The organism is Proteinivorax hydrogeniformans (assembly GCF_040515995.1).
Classification (GTDB): domain Bacteria; phylum Bacillota; class Proteinivoracia; order Proteinivoracales; family Proteinivoracaceae; genus Proteinivorax; species Proteinivorax hydrogeniformans.
This window is the reverse complement of the sequence record NZ_CP159485.1, coordinates 2,074,193-2,093,189: the sequence shown is the minus strand read 5'-3', so window position 1 is coordinate 2,093,189 and position 18,997 is coordinate 2,074,193. Positions and strand designations below refer to the sequence as shown.

The window sequence follows — 18,997 nt, the reverse complement described above, 5'->3', positions numbered from 1 at the left end:
AGCTTTTTTATTATTCATCGTTACCGTTTGCTTCGCTTGTATTTGATTCATCGTCGCTAGCATCATCGCCATTGTCAGTATCGTCGTCTAAAACTTTAACTTCAGCCGTTGGTGATGGGTCAGCTTTATCATTTCCTGAAACAGCTACCACATAATAGTAGTAGGTATTACCAGGTTCTATTTTGTTGTCGGTAAAGTTTTGCGTTTGGCCGACATTGCCATTAGCTCTGGCGTTTTCAACACGTTCAAATCCTGTATCAGCGCTAGTACTGCGGTAGATACGATAGTGTCTTGCACCGAAGGATTCTTCAAATGTCACTCTGACTCCTCCGCTTATCTTTTCTGCACTGATATTTTTGACTGCCTGAACTCCATCATGCATTTCTACTTCGATAAAATCTGATGGACGGGTTTCGCTATCTTCATCCCTTACTCTAGTAACATAGTATCTATAGGTTACACCTTGACTAACATTAGTGTCTAAGAAGTGAGTTTCTCTTATGGGAGAAGTATTAAGCTTAGTAAACTCAGAATCTTCGCTACTGGAACGATAAATGTTAAATCTATCACCACTATCACCTGATGACCAGCTAATTTCTATGCCATCACCATGAATTTGGTAACCTAAATTAGAAGGAGGCTGTGCGTCAGAATCATGCATGTCACACTCATCTTCAGGAGCCATTAAGCTAATATCTTCAGGCACTCTTCCAGCACGCCCTAGTTCCCACCTGCTATCTGTTTCTAAATAGTCTCTAGGTTGTAGCATTACTTTAGTTTCTCTGTGATGGGGAGGACAGCTATCAGTAGCTAATAGACCAGAAACTTTACAAACCTCTACTTCCACAAAAGCATCACACTCTTCGGTAGGCTCAGTCCCACTTAGAAATAGATGCGATCTTATAAACTCTGATGGTGTTAGGTCGCTTGGCAACTTACCAGACTTTGTGCTAATCGGTATAGACACTAGTCCCGATGGCCTATTAAAGGATGTGTTAGGCAAGTTAGAATGAGTATCTCGCATGATACGTGCCCATGTACCCACAACATTAGAACTGCCGATACTACCTTCATTACGATCCCACCCCATCCATACACCTAATGTATAGTGAGGAGTATAACCAACAAGCCATCCGTCAGACATACTAGATGTACCGGTTTTGGCAGCAGCATTGTTGGTGAATATATTTCTAACTGAACCTGCGGTACCAAGGCCTGGTGTTATAGCATCTCGCAAACTGTCAGTAACTAGGTATGCAGTTTGTTCAGACATAACTTCTTTACTTTGACGGTTATGTTCGTATACAACTCTTCCATTCCGGTCTTCAATTTTCTTGATGGCAAAAGTTTCATTTAACATTCCTTCATTGGCAAAAGCGCCGTAAGCTTGGGTTAGTTGGATTGCTGTTGTTTCACGGGTACCCAAGGCAAGGACCGCTTCAGGAGAAGTGGAATAATCTAAGCCTAGCTCTTCAGCAAAAGCCATATTTCCCCTAGTATTCATCCAAAAGGCACTAACTGCTGGGACATTTCTTGAGGCGCTAAGAGCTTCCCGTGAAGTAATTAAACCTCTAAATCTACGGTCCCAGTTTTCAGGAGTATAACCACCAAAATCAATAGGCGCATCATCTAAAACAGTGCCAGGAGTTAAGGTTTTATTTTCAAATCCTGGTGCGAAACTTAATATAGGCTTGATTGCCGAACCTGGTTGTCTAGAGCTTTGCGCAGGCCTTACACTATCACCTACGGTGTGATTTCTACCAGGGAAAAGGGCGACAAGCTCCCCTGTATTGTGGTTAATCATAGTAGCACTGCCTTGAGGGTGTACTAAGTTATCATCTTTATCTTTAACAGGTGCAAGATATTCGTTACTGTTATTCATAATGTTTTCGATTTTTTCTTGCATTTTAGGATCTAAGGTGGTGTAAATCTTAAAACCACCATTGAACATCTCATTTTCTGCCTGAGTAGAGTCCCAGCCATAAACTTCTTGTAAAATTCTAATGCCTTCAATATCTCTAATATAGGTTACAAAACCCGGATACTTAACATTACTGTAATCACTTTCGTCATTACTTGACGAAGCTAACTTTATTTCCTCTGCCATAGCTTCGTCCCGTTCTTCTGCAGTTATAAATCCGCTTCTGTACATCCTTCTAAGCACATGGTTTCTACGTTGTAGAGCTCCCTCTTTATTATCTTCTGTAGGAGTGTACCTGTAAGGAAGGTTAGGCGCACCAGCAATTATAGCTATCTCCCCTAAAGTGAGCTCGTCTACAGTTTTACCAAAAATATCATTGGCAGCTGCACCAACTCCTTGGGTATTTCCCCGATAATGAACTGCCCCATTCATATAAAACTCAAAAATCTCTTCCTTTGTGTAGAATTTTTCAGCTTGTAACGCTAAGTACAGCTCTTGGATTTTTCTTCTTAGGTTTGTGGAGCTATCTCTTAACACAACTTGCTTAGTTAACTGTTGGGTTATAGTACTTCCACCACCAGCCATAGGTTGACCTGTTAAGTGATTAACAGCAGCTCGACCAAGGCCTGTTATGTCAAAACCAGGATGGCTATAGAAGTTTTGGTCTTCTGCCGCTAAAAAGGCATTTTTTAAGTCTTGTGGAACTTCATCGTAGCTTAAAGCTACCCTACTAACATCTCGACTTGTTTCGAAAAATTGATTGTTATTTGTGTCATAAAACGTTGAGGGAATAGCCATTACCTCAAGTCTGTCTCTATCCATGTCAGGAACGTCATGAATTGAAGCCACAACCATCCCAAAAGCGACTCCTGCTCCTAAGAAACCTCCAAGAATACCTATGATTAAGCACACTTTTAAAACTTTAAGGGTACCTCTCATAAATGGTTTGAACTTGGAATCAGATTTATTTTTTTGCTTTTGATTATCGGTATTTGCACGATGCGATTTATTATTCCCCTTGTTTCCCCGCAAATTAATCTCTCCCTTCATCTATTGGGCACTTTAAACTAAGATTTATTAAAAATCTTAATAAAGATTATAGCACATTTACAGGTAAAAGTTAATAATGCAGCTAATCTACTTTAAATACCTCTTTTTATTAGGTTGAGTTTGGTTAGTGTAAAATTATTGTAGGATTTAAGCAGGAAAAATACTTTTAAAAAAAGAAGAGGAACCTCAAAATTCTCCACACGAGAATAATCCTAAACAAAGGAGTGAGGTTCCTCATGGAAATAATTCGCGTAGTAGAAGAAAAAATCCTTCATGTAACTGAAAAAGTTTTAGAAACTCTTGAAGGGAGGTATTGACTACAATACTTTTACTAAAGAATTAAAAAAGGAACTAGATGGTCTTGGTGTAGGGATAATGCAAGAAGTAATTGAAGCAATGGATCAACAAATAGTTAAAGATAAAAAAGAACGAAAGGACTGGGTCATAGAAAGAAAAGGCGACTATAAAAGTATACTCACCCCTTTTGGTGAAATGACCTATAAACGAACATACTTTAAAAACAAAGAGACTAAGAAATATTCCTATTTAGCAGATGAAAATGCTGGCATAACAGCACATATGAGAATAGAACCTACTTTAAAATCCGAGTTGCTTGAAGCTACTACAAAGCTTTCGTACGAAAAAGCAACACAGGAACTAAGCCGATATAACTCAGAGTTAAAGTTAAGCAAACAAACAGCTGCTAATACAGTAAGAGACTTTAAGGCAAAAGATTATGAGATCCCTTGTGATAAAAAAGAAGTTCCCACACTTTATATAGAAGCCGATGAAGACCATTTATCAGTACGCTCTAAAAGGGGAGCACAAGCTAGACTAATCTATGTTCATGAAGGCGTAAAAGAAGTTAATGGTAGGCGTATGCTAATAAATCCTAAGTATTTTACCTCTATTGATGAAAAGCCGGAAGACTTTTGGTTTAGAGTCTGCGATTTCATATATTCCCAATACGATGTTAATTGTATCAATGATATTTATATACTAGGCGATGGAGCAAAATGGATACGCTCAGGGCTGGAATACATTCCTAGCTCCACGTTTATCTTAGATAAGTTTCATTTATCTAAATACATCATAATGGCTACAGCTCATGCTCCAAACTTAAAGACAAAGATTTATAAAAACATAAAGAAGCTAGATAGAGAGGCTGTCTTAGAAAACTTAAAAGAAGCACTTGCAAAGGCAGATAGCAAACCAAGGAAAAAGAGAATACAAAAAACTATAACCTATATTAAGAACACTTGGGATGGTATAAAGGCATCAATTGAAAATCCAGAGATAGGGTGCAGTGCCGAAGGGCATGTGAGCCATGTTTTATCATCCCGTTTGAGCAGTCGCCCTATGGCTTGGAGTCTAAATGGGGCAAAAAAAATGGCATCTATGCGAGCTGTGGAGGCAAACAAAGAGCAAGTTAAAGACCACTACCTAGAAACTTATAAGCAAAAAGACAATAAAGTAATTGAATTGACAACTGAAGTTAGGAAACAGTTAAAAGATTTAAAAACGAGAAAAAAGATTGGCAAAGAAAGTTTTAGTAATGTTCCAGTAATGGAATATGGAGTAAACTTAACAAGAGTAGCGCTAAGAGGCCTTAATAATAAAATTAGCATTTAAACTAAAATGTTCTTGGTGAGCCCGGAGGTTACAGTAGTGGCGCCGCAGGGAAGCCTTGGCAGACGGGGGCCCGCCTGTGGTATAATGTCCTATACCGATGGGGTGGAAAAAAATGTAATGTCCTCGGAGCCGCCCATCGGTTTTTAAACAAGAACCACAGGCGGGGTGGATGTCAAGGCCGCCACGGTCTTGTTAAATGTTATATGTATTGTGGAAATGAGGTTCCTTTTTTTAACCTACAGTGTCTTGACACTATCATTAGGTTGAGTTTGCTTTAAGTTGGCTAAAATGATAATATAACATATTATACATAGAGGTATTGTTAGGAGGTTTTTAAGGTGAAATTAGAAAAAAAGATGGAAATTTTACGGCGTGGCACCGATGAAATAATTTCAGAGAAGTTGCTTGAGGAAAGACTTGAGCTGGATAGACCGCTTATAGTAAAATACGGCGCAGATCCTACTGCCGCAGATTTACATATAGGGCATATGGTTCCGATGCGAAAGCTTAGAGATTTACAAAAGTTAGGTCATAAAATAGTATTTGTAATCGGTGATTTTACAGCTGCTATAGGGGACCCAAGCGGTAAATCAGAAACAAGAAAGATGTTAACTCGTGAGCAAATACTAGAAAATGCCAAAACATATCAAGAACAAGTCTTCAAAGTATTAGACAAATCTAAAACAGAGGTTGTATATAACAGCAGCTGGTTAGGTGAAATGCGATTTGATGATGTTATAAGACTTAGTTCTAAATACACAGTGGCTCGGATGATTGAAAGGGATGACTTTGAAAAACGATATAAATCTGGTACCCCAATCAGTATTCACGAATTTTTATACCCACTAGCTCAAGCTCAAGATTCTGTTCATTTAGAATCTGATATTGAGGTGGGAGGAAGCGACCAAAAGTTCAATTTCTTAGTTGCTAGAGATCTACAAAGAGAAGCAGGACAAAACCCTCAAGTAGTTATTACCCTTCCAATCCTAGAAGGACTTGATGGCAAACAAAAAATGAGCAAAAGCTTAAATAACTACATTGGTATAACAGACGAACCTAAGGACATGTACGGTAAAGTAATGTCTATACCTGATAGCTTAATAGTAAAATATTACGAGCTGTGTACAGATGTTCCTTTAAAGGAAATTAACGATATTAAAAACCGACTGGAAGAAGGAAATACAAATCCAAGAGATTTTAAGATGCGTCTAGGTAGGGAAATAGTTTCTATATATCATGGACAAGAGCAAGCCGATATGGCGGAACAAGAGTTTCAGAAAGTATTCCAAAAAAGAAGGATACCTACTGATATAGAAGAAATAGAAATTGATGTAAGTGCAGATGAAGAGGGAACTATTTGGCTACCTAAAGTTTTAGCTGACGCAGGGTTAGTCCAAAGCACCTCTGAAGGTAGAAGAATGGTTAAACAAAGCGCAGTGAAAATAAATCAAGAGCAATATAACGATGAAAAAATGAAAAAACCAAATGATAAGGTTTTAGTACAGGTTGGCAAAAGAAGATTTAAATACATTGTATTTAAGTAAGATAAAAGCCCAGCTTTCTTTAGTGAAAGCTGGGCTTTTAATATGCAAAAAGTTAATTTGTAATTTCGAAAGATATGTTATCACTTACCTTTGTTTCTGAAGATCTTGAAAGCTGAGTGTACTCTGTAGTGGAAAAAGTGATATTAACCGTTCCACTATTCTCAGCGGGTACTGTTTTAAAAACTAAAAACAATCCCTCATCTTTTAGCTGTGAGTTTAGCCCTCTACTAGAGTAAAACTTATTTTGTGATATGTTTTGGTCTAGTTTACCGGCAGGGGCAACAGATAAAAGGTTGCCATTTTCTACTTCCAAATCGACGACTATGTCTCGAATTTGTGGTGTATAACCTTTTTGAGCATCTTTATACAATCTTAGAACATAGTGTTCATCAATTGCTCCCTGATATACTTCATATCTAATCATGTTTTGCTTTCCTGAAACAATCAAAGTTTTTTCCTGATCTACCATAACTGATAAAGTGCTTGCAGTTTGCGTTAATAGCATAAACAACACTACCAACGATATAAAGACTTTTTTCATTGAAGTTTCCATCTCCTTTACATTAGATTATGGTAGGCGATATTAAATAATATATCTCAATATAAATAAAATATACTAAACGCTGATGAGTTTAGAGGCAAGAATATCCTCATATAAAACTTAGTGTTATATTTTTTGATAAAAGAATATATTATTGTAGTATAGTTTAAGGGGGATTATAATGTTGAGAAGAAAAAGGTTTGGTAAAAGACGACCTTTGCTTCCTAATTTATTACAAAGAAAATTTGTAATAGGCATATTAGTGCTTTTTATTTGTTATATACTTGTTTCTACCTTCGTATTTATTGAATCTAGTCTAAGGCCGACAATTATTGCTATAGCAGAGGCAAGGGCAAGAGTTATTGCTACAGAGGCCATCAACAGTGCCATTGACGTACATATAGCTAAAGAGAGTAGGTATGAACATTTAATATATATACAAAAGGACTATAGCGGTAACATAGCTATGGCAGAAGTAAACAATATGGAAATAGCTAGAATTCAGACGCTAACTACTATGAACGTTCAGGAAGCTTTAAAAAGCATTAAATCTGAGACTATAAGGATACCTTTAGGTCAAGCTTTAGGCAGTGAAATCTTAGCGGATTATGGTCCTAGGATACCAGTTAATCTAGTGCCCATAGGTACAGTAAACGCAGGCATTGAGCAGAAGTTTCATCCTACAGGTATAAATATAGTATCCCACGAAGTGGGAATAGGAATAGAAGCGGATGTCCAGATTGTAATTCCATTTGTATCATCGACAGTTAAAGTTGAGACATACACACCTATTGTAACAGCTACATATTTTGGAGATGTACCAGATACGGTGATAAACCTACCTTTAGGAAATCAAGATTTTGATATACCATTGCCAATGATAGAGTAACTCTTTTGATTTGCTACCATATATGTAAGCAGTAACCGTCCCACAGAGATACGTGGGACATAATGTTCGGGAGCAGACACTGCTCCCCTACGCCATTTAGGGTTGTTCCATCTAGGTCATGCCATCTCGGGACAGAGGGGACAGGTACGACAGTCCCATTGGGAAACGATGGGACAGCATACCAGTCCCCATTGTCCCTAGGTTTTTATCATTTGGGTCTTTTATTTGTTACCATATATGTAAGGAAGAACAGTCCCACTGAGATACGTGGGACATAATGTTCGGGAGCAGACACTGCTCCCCTACAGCCATTGGGGTCTCATTACAAGGTTTTCCTATCTAACTATCCAACCATCCAACTGGTTTTAGGTTTTCCTATCCGCTACCTGCTATCCGCTGACCACCAAAACGGTCCCCATTATTTTCCACGCATAAATCCTTGACCTTTGGTAAAAATGATGGTAAAGTATATAACTGTCGCTGAAACAAGCGGCGGCAAAAATATTCAACAGCTTTTAAAAAAAATAAAAAAGTTGTTGACACAAAAACGAATAAATGGTATAGTATTACTTGTCGCTGAAACACGGCGGCAAACAAATTAGGTCTTTGAAAATTGAACAGCTAATGCAAAAGCCAGTAAGGTTTAAAGTTAATTTCTTTTTTATTATTTAAGTAAGTTGAGCTAAATTTTAGCTTTTCATAAACTATTTATGGAGAGTTTGATCCTGGCTCAGGACGAACGCTGGCGGCATGCCTCACACATGCAAGTCGAACGAGGGAAATTGAGAGCTTGCTCTTAATGGACCTAGTGGCGGACGGGTGCGTAACACGTGGGCAACCTGCCCTTTAGATCGGGATACCATCGGGAAACTGATGTTAATACCGGATACCTTCTTTTAATCACCTGATTAAAAGAAGAAAGATTTATCGCTAAAGGATGGGCCCGCGCTTCATTAGCTAGTTGGTAGGGTAACGGCCTACCAAGGCAACGATGGATAGCTGGTCTGAGAGGACGATCAGCCACACTGGGACTGAGACACGGCCCAGACTCCTACGGGAGGCAGCAGTGGGGGATATTGCGCAATGGGGGCAACCCTGACGCAGCAATGCCGCGTGAAGGATGAAGGTTTTCGGATCGTAAACTTCTGTTATGAGGGATGAATAAAATGACAGTACCTCAAGAGGAAGCCCCGGCTAACTACGTGCCAGCAGCCGCGGTAATACGTAGGGGGCGAGCGTTGTCCGGAATTACTGGGCGTAAAGAGCATGTAGGTGGTTTGATAAGTCAGATGTTAAACTGCGGGGCTTAACCCCGTATTGCATTTGAAACTGTCAAACTTGAGGACAGGAGAGGAAAGTGGAATTCCTAGTGTAGCGGTGAAATGCGTAGATATTAGGAGGAACACCAGTGGCGAAGGCGACTTTCTGGACTGTACCTGACACTGAGATGCGAAAGCGTGGGGAGCGAACAGGATTAGATACCCTGGTAGTCCACGCCGTAAACGCTGGGCACTAGGTGTAGGGGGTTTAGATACCCTCTGTGCCGCAGTTAACGCACTAAGTGCCCCGCCTGGGGAGTACGACCGCAAGGTTGAAACTCAAAGGAATTGACGGGGGCCCGCACAAGCAGCGGAGCATGTGGTTTAATTCGACGCAACGCGAAGAACCTTACCAGGGCTTGACATCCTCTGAAGGCTTTAGAGATAAAGTCGTCCTCTTTTGAGGCAGAGAGACAGGTGGTGCATGGTTGTCGTCAGCTCGTGTCGTGAGATGTTGGGTTAAGTCCCGTAACGAGCGCAACCCTTATTCTTAGTTGCCAGCAGGTTAAGCTGGGCACTCTAAGGAGACTGCCGGTGATAAACCGGGGGAAGGTGGGGATGACGTCAAATCATCATGCCCCTTATGTCCTGGGCTACACACGTGCTACAATGGCCTGAACAACGGGAAGCGAAGGAGCGATCTGGAGCAAATCCTTTAAATCAGGTCTCAGTTCGGATTGCAGGCTGCAACTCGCCTGCATGAAGTCGGAGTTGCTAGTAATCGCGAGTCAGCATATCGCGGTGAATGCGTTCCCGGGCCTTGTACACACCGCCCGTCACACCACGAAAGTTTGCAACACCCGAAGCCGGTGAGCCAACCTTTTAGGAGGCAACCGTCGAAGGTGGGGCGAATGATTGGGGTGAAGTCGTAACAAGGTAGCCGTATCGGAAGGTGCGGCTGGATCACCTCCTTTCTAAGGAGCTTTAACCTCAAGGTTAGTAGCATAGCTGTTTAATTTTGAAAGACCTAGTCTTTCAACCGATCTTTGAAATTACCCATAAGGATAAAACTAAGAAGTATCAACCCGAGATATAAAAAAGCGTGGTAGATACAATTTCATTATGTTTAAACGAGAAAAACGAGGTCAAGTTACAAAGGGCGCACGGCGGATGCCTTGGCGCTGGGAGTCGAAGAAGGACGTAGCGAGCTGCGAAAAGCCGCGATTAGCTGCAAGCAAGCTTTAAGTCGCGGATTTCCGAATGGGGCAACCCACCACAGTTAATACTGTGGTACCACCACCTGAATAAGTAGGGTGGTAGGAGACAACCGGGGGAACTGAAACATCTAAGTACCCCGAGGAAGAGAAAGAAAACTCGATTCCCTAAGTAGTGGCGAGCGAAAGGGGAAGAGCCTAAACACTTTTAGTGTAAGCCTGTATGCGTTGCTAAAAGTGGGTTGAGGGAGTTACTTTACAAGTGGATACAGTCACTTGGGATAGTTACAAAATTAAAGTTTAGGCGAATTGGTTGGGAACCCAAACGACACAAGGTGAAAGTCCTGTAGCCGAAAAGCTTTACTCTATCCAAGTAGCCACCCGAGTATTGCGGGACACGAGAAACCCCGTAAGAATCTAGGAGGACCACCTCCAAAGGCTAAATACTACCCAGCGACCGATAGTGAACAAGTACCGTGAGGGAAAGGTGAAAAGTACCCCAGGCGGGGGATGAAATAGAACCTGAAACCGTGTGCCTACAAACAGTCAGAGCCCCATAAGCGGGTGATGGCGTACCTTTTGTATAATGGATCAGCGAGTTACATTTGCAAGCGAGGTTAAATGGTAAAGCCATGGAGCCGTAGCGAAAGCGAGTCTTAATAGGGCGACTAGTTTGTATGTGTAGACCCGAACCCGAGTGACCTACCCATGGCCAGGGTGAAGTTTTGGTAACACAAAATGGAGGCCCGAACCCACTAATGTTGAAAAATTAGGGGATGAGCTGTGGGTAGCGGTGAAATGCCAAACGAACTCGGAGATAGCTGGTTCTCCCCGAAATAGCTTTAGGGCTAGCCTCAAGGATGAATAGTGGAGGTAGAGCACTGATTGAGCTAGGGGCCTAACCCAGGTTACCGAACTCAGTCAAACTCCGAATGCCATATATTTTGACCTTGGGAGTCAGACTATGGGTGATAAGGTCCATAGTCGAGAGGGAAACAGCCCAGACCATCTGTTAAGGTCCCAAAGTGTAAGCTAAGTGGAAAAGGATGTGGGATTGCTTAGACAACCAGGATGTTGGCTTAGAAGCAGCCACCATTTAAAGAGTGCGTAATAGCTCACTGGTCAAGTGATCCTGCGCCGAAAATGTCCGGGGCTAAAGCTTACCACCGAAGCAATGGAGTAGTAATACTGGTAGGGGAGCGTTCTAAGTGCGGCGAAGCTGTACCGTAAGGAGCAGTGGAGCGCTTAGAAGTGAGAATGCTGATATAAGTAACGAAAAGAGATGTGAGAATCATCTCCGCCGAAAACCTAAGGTTTCCTGAGGAAGGTTCGTCCGCTCAGGGTAAGCCGGGACCTAAGCCGAGGCCGAAAGGCGTAGGCGATGGACAACTGGTAGATATTCCAGTGCCACCAAGCTTTGTTTGAGTGATGGGGTGACGCAGTAAGGTAGGTTATCGCACTGATGGATTAGTGCGTTCAAGCCAGTAGGGATTAGAGGTAGGCAAATCCGCCTCTATCTATTCTGAGAGGTTAAGAGAACCCAATTTGGGGGAACTAACTGATCCTACACTGCCAAGAAAAGCCTCTAACAAGAAGCGCGGTGCCCGTACCGTAAACCGACACAGGTAGGTGAGGAGAGAATCCTAAGGCGCTCGGGAGAACCTTCGTTAAGGAACTCGGCAAAATGACCCCGTAACTTCGGGAGAAGGGGTGCCTCGATATTGTGAAGTACATCCGTACTGAGCGAGAGGAGGCCGCAGTGAATAGGCCCAAGCGACTGTTTATCAAAAACACAGGTCTCTGCTAAATCGAAAGATGAAGTATAGGGGCTGACGCCTGCCCGGTGCTGGAAGGTTAAGGGAACGTGTTAGCGCAAGCGAAGCTCTGAACCGAAGCCCCAGTAAACGGCGGCCGTAACTATAACGGTCCTAAGGTAGCGAAATTCCTTGTCGGGTAAGTTCCGACCCGCACGAAAGGCGCAACGACTTGGGCGCTGTCTCAACGAAGGACCCGGTGAAATTGTAGTACCTGTGAAGATGCAGGTTACCCGCGACAAGACGGAAAGACCCCGTGGAGCTTTACTGTAGCCTGATATTGGATTTTGGCATTGACTGTACAGCATAGGTGGGAGGCTGAGAATAGAGGACGCTAGTCTTCTAGGAGCCTAAAGTGGGATACCACCCTGTGAATGTTGGAATTCTAACTAGAAACCGTAATCCGGTTTTAGGACAGTGTCAGGTGGGCAGTTTGACTGGGGCGGTCGCCTCCCAAAGAGTAACGGAGGCGCCCCAAGGTCTCCTCAGAATGGTTGGAAATCATTCGTAGAGTGCAAAGGCATAAGGAGGCTTGACTGCGAGACCTACAAGTCGAGCAGGGACGAAAGTCGGGCTTAGTGACCCGGCGGTACCGAGTGGAAGGGCCGTCGCTCAACGGATAAAAGCTACCCCGGGGATAACAGGCTTATCTCCCCCAAGAGTTCACATCGACGGGGAGGTTTGGCACCTCGATGTCGGCTCATCGCATCCTGGGGCTGTAGTAGGTCCCAAGGGTTGGGCTGTTCGCCCATTAAAGCGGTACGCGAGCTGGGTTCAGAACGTCGTGAGACAGTTCGGTCCCTATCTGTCGCGGGCGCAGGAAGTTTGAGAGGATCTGTCCTTAGTACGAGAGGACCGGGATGGACGAACCTCTAGTGTACCAGTTGTCACGCCAGTGGCAGTGCTGGGTAGCTAAGTTCGGCACGGATAAGCGCTGAAAGCATCTAAGCGCGAAGCCACCCTCAAGATAAGACTTCCCATTGGCTTGTCCAAGTAAGACTCCAGATAGACTATCTGGTAGATAGGCCGGAGGTGTACAGGTAGTAATACCTTTAGCTGACCGGTACTAATAAGTCGAGGACTTGACCAACTTAGTTTAGATAATGACTTAGTTTTATTCCTTATGGTAATTTATCCAGTGACAAAAGCGAAGAGGATCCACCGGTTCCCATCTCGAACACCGCAGTTAAGCTCTTCAGCGCCGATGGTACTTGGGGTTTACCCCCTGGAAGAGTAGGACGTCGCTGGGTACGCAAAAGCACCTAACCATATTATTTGGTTAGGTGCTTTTTTTTGTTAATAAGCAACTCTTTATAAACACAAAGCTAGTTCTCTTAAAGAATCTGACTTGTTAATCTCTGAGTGCGGACCTTAGTCTCCATCTGCTCCTACTAAAGCCTGCATCTGACTTTAAAATGTAACTATTTTTGAGCAGGAAAAATATAGAAAATTATAGAAGTAGTACTTATATAAACTAGGAGGGATTTTAATGGGGACACCTTTGTATAATGTAAGTGTCGATTGCTTATATTGCGAAAGTAGTTTTGAAAGCTTAAAAGTTAAGACCAGTAAGGTCGTCAAACAAAATCAAGATAGTGATTTTTGTACATATTATAAAGGGGAAAATCCTTTTTTTTATGAGGTCTTTGTATGCCCTAACTGCGGATTTTCTTTTACGAAGAACTTTTCTACCAAACTTAAGGATGAACAAAAGCAAGCTTTTAAACCGTTAGCTTCTAAATGGTATAAACGTCATAAATATTCAATGGCGCGATGTATTGGACCGGCCATAGAGGCATATAAGCTAGCTTTCATTTCTGCGCAAACTATAGAAGAGCATGACCTTGTTTTAGCTGGTCTATCTTTAAGGTTAGCTTGGTTTTTCAGATATAAAAATGACGGAGCCCAGGAGTATAAATTTTTAAGAACAGCTAAAAAGTATTATAAACAGGCTTATGAAAATGGTAAGCTCAGCGGATATGAACAGCCTGAGGTTTACATTATATATTTAATCGGTGAGCTTTCTGCCAGAACAGGGAAAAATCACGATGCGATTCGTTGGTTCTCAAAAGTTACAGAACATAAAGAAAGATCTTTGCATCAATCGATTGAGAAAAAGGCACGAGAAAGATGGAACGAAGTAAAAGAAAAAGTTAAAAAGGAAGAACAAAGCGATGGCCAAAGTGTTAGTTAGTAGTTGTTTACTAGGTTTGTCATGTAAATACAATGGATCAAACAATTACAATAAAGCAGTAACGGAGTTTTGTCGAGATAAAATAGTTATTTTAGCTTGCCCTGAAGTTTTAGGAGGCTTACCAACCCCACGACCTCCTTCAGAGTTGCAACAAGGTGATGGTCAAGATATACTAAAGGGTGAAGGCTCTGTAGTTAATAAACTTGGAAATGATGTTACAAAAAATTTTTTAGAAGGTGCCCAAAAGGCTTATCAGTTAGCAAAAGAAAACAACGTAAAAGTTTCTGTATTAAAAGCCAAAAGCCCATCCTGTGGTAGTGGAAAGATCTACGATGGTCAGTTTTGTGGCAGGCTAAAAAATGGAGACGGCGTGACTGCGGCTTTGTTCAAAAAGAATAACATTAAAGTATTAACAGAGGAGGATTTTAATGAGTCATAACCTGGAAATAGATAGCAGAGTAAAGTTTTTACAAAAATATGTCAAACAAGCTAAATCCGATGGTCTAATATTGGGGATTAGCGGCGGGAAAGATAGCGCTGTAGTTGCGGCTTTGGCTAAAAGAGCTTTTCCTAATAACGTTTATGGCGTAATCATGCCTTGCTATTCCTTAAAAGAAGATGTTGAACACGGAAAGAAACTTTGTGAAGCCTTGGAAGTGGAGTATGAAGTTGTTGATTTGTCTAAATCTTATGATACTATTTTAGAATCGGTAAAAGAGCCATTAAATGACCAGGCTAAAAGTAATATTAAACCAAGACTAAGAATGACAACTCTTTATGCTATAGCACAACAAAAAAATTATTTAGTTTTAGGAACCGGAAACAGAGCTGAGATAGTGTTGGGTTATTTTACAAAATATGGGGATGGTGGATCAGATGTAAACCCCATATCTGACCTTAAAGTACATCAAGTTTTTGATATGGCTCGAGAGCTTAATATACCTCAAGAGATAATTAACAAACCCCCATCTGCAGGCTTATGGGAAGGACAAACCGATGAGCAAGAGCTAGGAATTCGATACAGTGATGTTGATGACTTTTTAGACGGTAAAGAAGTTGATCCAAAAGTAAGGGAGAAGATTATTAGTAAGTATAAAGCCACTGAGCATAAAAGACAAACTTTTGCTCAATATAAAGATATCGGTCCGCTAAAGTTTTAACCTCCTTTGTCAAGCCTTCTTTCGTATGATAAAATAACATAGTACATTTTTAGCAACTGAAAGGGGATGCAATAAAGATGGCTGGACATTCAAAATGGGCTAATATAAAGCATAAAAAGTCACGACAAGATGCGCAGAGAGGAAAAATTTTCACTAAAATATCCAAAGAAATAATGGTGGCTGTGCAACAGGGAGGTACTGATGCTGACACCAACTTTAAATTAAGACTAGCAATCCAAAAAGCTAAATCAAATAATATGCCTAATGATAACATCGAACGTGCGATTAAAAGAGGAACAGGAGACTTAGACGGCAAAAACTTTGAGGAAATTGTATATGAAGGATATGGTCCTGGTGGGGCTGCTGTAATGTTAGATATTTTAACAGATAACAGGAATAGAACAGCTGGTGAAATAAGGCATATATTTTCTAAAAATAATGGTAATTTAGGTGAGTCAGGCTGTGTTTCTTGGATGTTTCATAGAAAAGGCTTGTTTGTTGTTGAAAAAAACGATGAAGTTGAGGAAGATGAACTACTTCTTGTTGCCTTAGAAGCAGGAGCTGAAGATGTAAAATCAACTGACGAGATTTTCCAAATAACCTGCGAGCCGGAAGAGTTCGAGACGGTAAAAAAAGCTTTAGAAGATAATGATTATAAATTAGAAGTTGAAGAGGTTTCTATGGTCCCGGAAAACACCGTGAGTCTAAGTGAATCTGACTTAGAAAAGATGGAGAAATTAGAAGAGGTTCTAGATGATCATAATGATGTGCAAAATATCTACACAAATGTCGAATAAAGTTATATGTATATCTGTCACCCCATGGTAAATAATACCTGTGGGGTGATTTTTATGATTTATAAAGGAAGATTAGTGAAATTTTACGCTGTTATAGTTATATTGGTTGCTTTGCTTATTGTTTTAATAGCTTCATTTTTGTACTTGCTCCCAGCATCTGCACCTGATATTGAGCAAGAAAATGTTAGCATACCAACTAACGAAGATGAGCCTCCAACCTTTAAAGATGACTTAGTGGTAAAGGTTATTTATAAGTGCGAAGTGTGTGGCGAAGTTAACGACCCAAAAAAAGCTAAATACTTTGAAGGAAGGTTCTCAGGTGAAACCATTAGAGATTTTAATGAAGAGATTAAGGAACAATATCCTAATTTAGAACCTAAGCAAGTAACTAATCAGGAAATTTTGATACTTAAACAGAGTGAAGAAGAATTTTGCTCAAATTGTTTAGAGTACAAATACGCAAAAATAGAAGGTACAAGCTTGGTATTTTATAAAGGCCATCCAAAGATAGGTAATGAAACTGAAAGGCTTGAAAATATCGTTAATTTTGTAGGTGATCAAGAGCAGTTACAAAAATTTCAGGAGGGAATCCCGCTAGATAATAGCTATGAACTATATATAGGGGTTTTCAGAGGAAAGTTAACTTTATTTAAAGACAAGCCAGTTCATAGCCAGCCTTTGATTCAATTTTTAGATCTAGAAATTAGAGCAGATGCAATTGGAATGTTAGAAGATGAGGGAAGAATAGAATCATTGGGTGATTTAATAGATATTTTAGAGAATTATGCTTCTTAATGTTTTAAAAAGCTGCTGGCTATTCAAGTCAGCAGCTTTTTGCGTGTTTTGCATTATTAGGGTAAAATGTTAATGGAGAGGGGGAAAAGATATGATTATCCTAGGTTTAGACCCTGGTATTGCAATTTTAGGCTACGGAATAGTAAAGAAGGAAAACCACAAGCTAAAGGCCATAGATTATGGAACTATAGAAACTAGTAAAGACTTAGAAGAGCCGCAAAGACTGTTAAGTTTAGCAAATTCTTTAGAAAAGTTAATAGATATGTATAAGCCCGACGTAGTAGCTGTAGAAGAGCTTTTTTTTAATAAAAATGTTAAAACTGCAATAACTGTCGCACAGGCTAGAGGAGTTATTTTAATGGTTATATTAAAGAAAGGTGTTAAACTTCATGAATATACTCCACTACAGATTAAACAAGGTGTCGTAGGCTATGGAAGGGCGACAAAGCCACAAGTACAAACAATGGTTAAGACGCTTTTAAACTTAGAAAAAATTCCAAGACCTGATGATGCAGCTGACGGTCTTGCTATAGCTATATGTCATAATAATTTTTCAGCTATGAATGTAGTTGCTCAAAAAGGAGGATGGAGTCGTTGATAGCATTTATTCGAGGAGAGGTTCATGCTATAAATGAAGATAACTTGGTTATTGACTGTGGAAATTTAGGTTATAAGGTTTATGTCCCCAGCATCAAGGTGGCAGCTACAATAGGTCAAGAAATTTTTCTACATACTGAACATATTGTTAAAGAAGACAGCACAACCTTGTATGGTTTTACTAGCAAAGACGATTTAGAGATATTTAACCAGGCACTATCAGTGTCTGGAGTGGGGCCAAAAGGTGCCTTAGCTATTGTTAATCAACTAACATTTATTGAAATAGTTTCTGCGCTCAAGGATAATGACTATAAACCTTTTACACAGGTAAGTGGTATAGGCAAGAAAACTGCTCAGCGAATAGTTATTGATTTAAAAGATAAACTGAAGGAGTCTATAAACAACTATATACCTGTAAGTACGCCAGAGAAGGCAGAGACTGACCCTAACCTATATAACCAAGCGTTGAATGGTTTAATGAGCTTGGGGTATAAAAAGGGAGAAATTGAAAAGGAAGTCCGAAAAGCTATTTCAGAAGGAGCCAGTGATGTTTCAATGGTTATTAAAGCCGTTTTAAAAGAGGTCGCTAAGGGGAGTGAAATGTAATGGAGGGGAGAATAGTTTCAGCTAATAAACAGCAGGAAGATACAAAAGAGCTCAGCCTACGACCCCAGGGTTTTGATCAATATATCGGTCAGAATAAAGCTAAAGAAAACTTAAGGATTTTCATAGAAGCTGCAAAAAGAAGAAATGAGCCCTTAGATCATGTACTGTTATACGGACCGCCAGGTCTTGGTAAAACAACATTGGCAAATATTATAGCTAATGAAATGGGGGCAGGCTTTAAAGTGACCTCAGGTCCAACCATAGAGCGTGCTGGTGATTTAGCAGCTATTTTGTCTAGTTTACAGCCTTTTGATGTTCTTTTTATAGATGAAATACATAGACTCAATAGAACTGTAGAAGAAATTTTATACCCAGCGCTAGAGGACTTTTCTTTAGATATAATGTTAGGAAAAGGACCAGGTGCTCAGTCTGTACGTATCGATATCCCACCATTTACTTTAGTTGGGGCTACGACGAGAGCGGGAGCGTTATCTTCTCCACTTAGAGATAGGTTTGGTATTATCTCAAGATTGGAGTTTTATAAGAAAGAGGATTTAGTGGAGATTATAACAAGAACAGCAGAGATATTAGAGGTTGATATCGCATTAGCTGGTGCTAAAGAAATTGCTTGTAGATCAAGGGGAACGCCGAGGATTGCTAATCGAATTTTAAAACGGGTAAGAGATTTTGCTCAGATCAAGGGCAAGGGTATTATAGATGAGGAAATTTCAAAAAGCGGCCTTAATCTTTTAGAAATTGATGAATACGGGCTAGACAATGCAGACAGAATGGTCTTAAAAACTATGATCGATGTCTATGATGGTGGGCCAGTTGGGCTAGAGAGTGTAGCCGCTACTATTAACGAAGAATCGACTACTATCGAGGATGTAATTGAGCCCTTCTTATTGCAAATTGGAATGATCAATAGAACACCAAGAGGTAGAGTGATCACTGAAAAAGGATATAATCATATGCGTTAACAGG

Annotated in this window: 12 protein-coding genes, 3 rRNA genes and 1 pseudogene; 14 read left to right on the top strand and 2 right to left on the bottom strand. The window is 40.5% G+C overall.

The window, feature by feature from the left end; translation table 11 throughout:
* Positions 1 to 10 precede the first annotated feature (10 nt).
* Positions 11 to 2,953 (bottom strand): transglycosylase domain-containing protein, encoded by a 2,943-nt coding sequence (locus tag PRVXH_RS10055; protein ID WP_353892645.1) that lies wholly within the window; start codon positions 2,951 to 2,953, stop codon positions 11 to 13.
* A 254-nt stretch (positions 2,954 to 3,207) separates the two neighbouring features.
* On the opposite strand from PRVXH_RS10055, the pseudogene PRVXH_RS10050 reads away from it, so the two are divergent.
* Together PRVXH_RS10050 and tyrS are read left to right on the top strand one after the other, a co-directional pair.
* Positions 3,208 to 4,603: pseudogene (locus PRVXH_RS10050) on the top strand (ISLre2 family transposase).
* A gap of 338 nt (positions 4,604 to 4,941) precedes the next feature.
* Complete coding sequence (tyrS, locus tag PRVXH_RS10045) at positions 4,942 to 6,147, top strand: tyrosine--tRNA ligase (RefSeq protein WP_353892644.1); 1,206 nt, start codon at positions 4,942 to 4,944, stop codon at positions 6,145 to 6,147.
* Positions 6,148 to 6,199: 52 nt separating this feature from the next.
* Here tyrS and PRVXH_RS10040 read toward each other — a convergent pair whose 3' ends face one another.
* Positions 6,200 to 6,688 carry a hypothetical protein gene (locus tag PRVXH_RS10040; RefSeq protein WP_353892643.1) on the bottom strand — a complete coding sequence of 163 codons (489 nt, stop codon included), beginning with the start codon at positions 6,686 to 6,688 and terminating at the stop codon, positions 6,200 to 6,202.
* A gap of 181 nt (positions 6,689 to 6,869) precedes the next feature.
* Here PRVXH_RS10040 and yunB point away from each other — a divergent pair, with 181 nt between their 5' ends.
* From yunB to ruvB, 12 genes are all read left to right on the top strand, one after another.
* Entirely contained in the window at positions 6,870 to 7,577 is a 708-nt protein-coding gene (yunB, locus tag PRVXH_RS10035) for a sporulation protein YunB (protein ID WP_353892642.1), read from the top strand.
* A gap of 707 nt (positions 7,578 to 8,284) precedes the next feature.
* A 16S ribosomal RNA gene (locus tag PRVXH_RS10030) occupies positions 8,285 to 9,810 on the top strand.
* Between the two features lie 169 nt (positions 9,811 to 9,979).
* Positions 9,980 to 12,954: ribosomal RNA gene (locus tag PRVXH_RS10025) — 23S ribosomal RNA — on the top strand.
* Positions 12,955 to 12,998: 44 nt separating this feature from the next.
* A 5S ribosomal RNA gene (gene rrf / locus PRVXH_RS10020) occupies positions 12,999 to 13,114 on the top strand.
* The 16S, 23S and 5S rRNA genes sit together here, the layout of an rRNA operon.
* A gap of 239 nt (positions 13,115 to 13,353) precedes the next feature.
* Complete coding sequence (locus tag PRVXH_RS10015) at positions 13,354 to 14,058, top strand: DUF2225 domain-containing protein (protein WP_353892641.1); 705 nt, start codon at positions 13,354 to 13,356, stop codon at positions 14,056 to 14,058.
* A complete protein-coding gene (locus PRVXH_RS10010) occupies positions 14,039 to 14,497 on the top strand; it encodes a DUF523 domain-containing protein (protein ID WP_353892640.1) in 459 nt (152 codons plus the stop codon). The genes PRVXH_RS10015 and PRVXH_RS10010 overlap by 20 nt, the downstream gene beginning before the upstream one ends.
* On the top strand, positions 14,487 to 15,218 hold the full coding sequence (nadE, locus tag PRVXH_RS10005; RefSeq protein WP_353892639.1) for an NAD(+) synthase: 732 nt from the start codon (positions 14,487 to 14,489) through the stop codon (positions 15,216 to 15,218). The genes PRVXH_RS10010 and nadE overlap by 11 nt, the downstream gene beginning before the upstream one ends.
* Positions 15,219 to 15,295: 77 nt before the next feature.
* Positions 15,296 to 16,015, top strand: coding sequence for a YebC/PmpR family DNA-binding transcriptional regulator (locus PRVXH_RS10000; RefSeq protein ID WP_353892638.1), 720 nt, complete (start codon positions 15,296 to 15,298; stop codon positions 16,013 to 16,015).
* A 54-nt stretch (positions 16,016 to 16,069) separates the two neighbouring features.
* Positions 16,070 to 16,810: a hypothetical protein gene (locus tag PRVXH_RS09995; RefSeq protein WP_353892637.1), complete on the top strand. Its 741-nt coding sequence runs from the start codon at positions 16,070 to 16,072 to the stop codon at positions 16,808 to 16,810.
* Between the two features lie 91 nt (positions 16,811 to 16,901).
* Positions 16,902 to 17,408, top strand: a complete 507-nt coding sequence (ruvC, locus tag PRVXH_RS09990; protein ID WP_353892636.1) for a crossover junction endodeoxyribonuclease RuvC — start codon at positions 16,902 to 16,904, stop codon at positions 17,406 to 17,408.
* The gene (gene ruvA / locus PRVXH_RS09985) at positions 17,405 to 18,013 is read left to right on the top strand and encodes a Holliday junction branch migration protein RuvA (protein WP_353892635.1); all 609 of its coding nucleotides are present in this window, start codon (positions 17,405 to 17,407) and stop codon (positions 18,011 to 18,013) included. Before ruvC ends, ruvA begins: the two co-directional genes overlap by 4 nt.
* A complete protein-coding gene (gene ruvB, locus PRVXH_RS09980) occupies positions 18,013 to 18,993 on the top strand; it encodes a Holliday junction branch migration DNA helicase RuvB (RefSeq protein ID WP_353892634.1) in 981 nt (326 codons plus the stop codon). Before ruvA ends, ruvB begins: the two co-directional genes overlap by 1 nt.
* Positions 18,994 to 18,997: the final 4 nt, after the last annotated feature.

Coding starts and splice junctions, on each gene's coding strand:
- PRVXH_RS09995 (WP_353892637.1), top strand. CDS start 16,070: ATGATTTATAAAGGAAGATTAGTGAAATTTTACGCTGTTATAGTTATA.
- yunB (WP_353892642.1), top strand. CDS start 6,870: ATGTTGAGAAGAAAAAGGTTTGGTAAAAGACGACCTTTGCTTCCTAAT.
- ruvC (WP_353892636.1), top strand. CDS start 16,902: ATGATTATCCTAGGTTTAGACCCTGGTATTGCAATTTTAGGCTACGGA.
- PRVXH_RS10040 (WP_353892643.1), bottom strand. CDS start 6,688: ATGAAAAAAGTCTTTATATCGTTGGTAGTGTTGTTTATGCTATTAACG.
- PRVXH_RS10000 (WP_353892638.1), top strand. CDS start 15,296: ATGGCTGGACATTCAAAATGGGCTAATATAAAGCATAAAAAGTCACGA.
- nadE (WP_353892639.1), top strand. CDS start 14,487: ATGAGTCATAACCTGGAAATAGATAGCAGAGTAAAGTTTTTACAAAAA.
- PRVXH_RS10010 (WP_353892640.1), top strand. CDS start 14,039: ATGGCCAAAGTGTTAGTTAGTAGTTGTTTACTAGGTTTGTCATGTAAA.
- ruvB (WP_353892634.1), top strand. CDS start 18,013: ATGGAGGGGAGAATAGTTTCAGCTAATAAACAGCAGGAAGATACAAAA.
- PRVXH_RS10015 (WP_353892641.1), top strand. CDS start 13,354: ATGGGGACACCTTTGTATAATGTAAGTGTCGATTGCTTATATTGCGAA.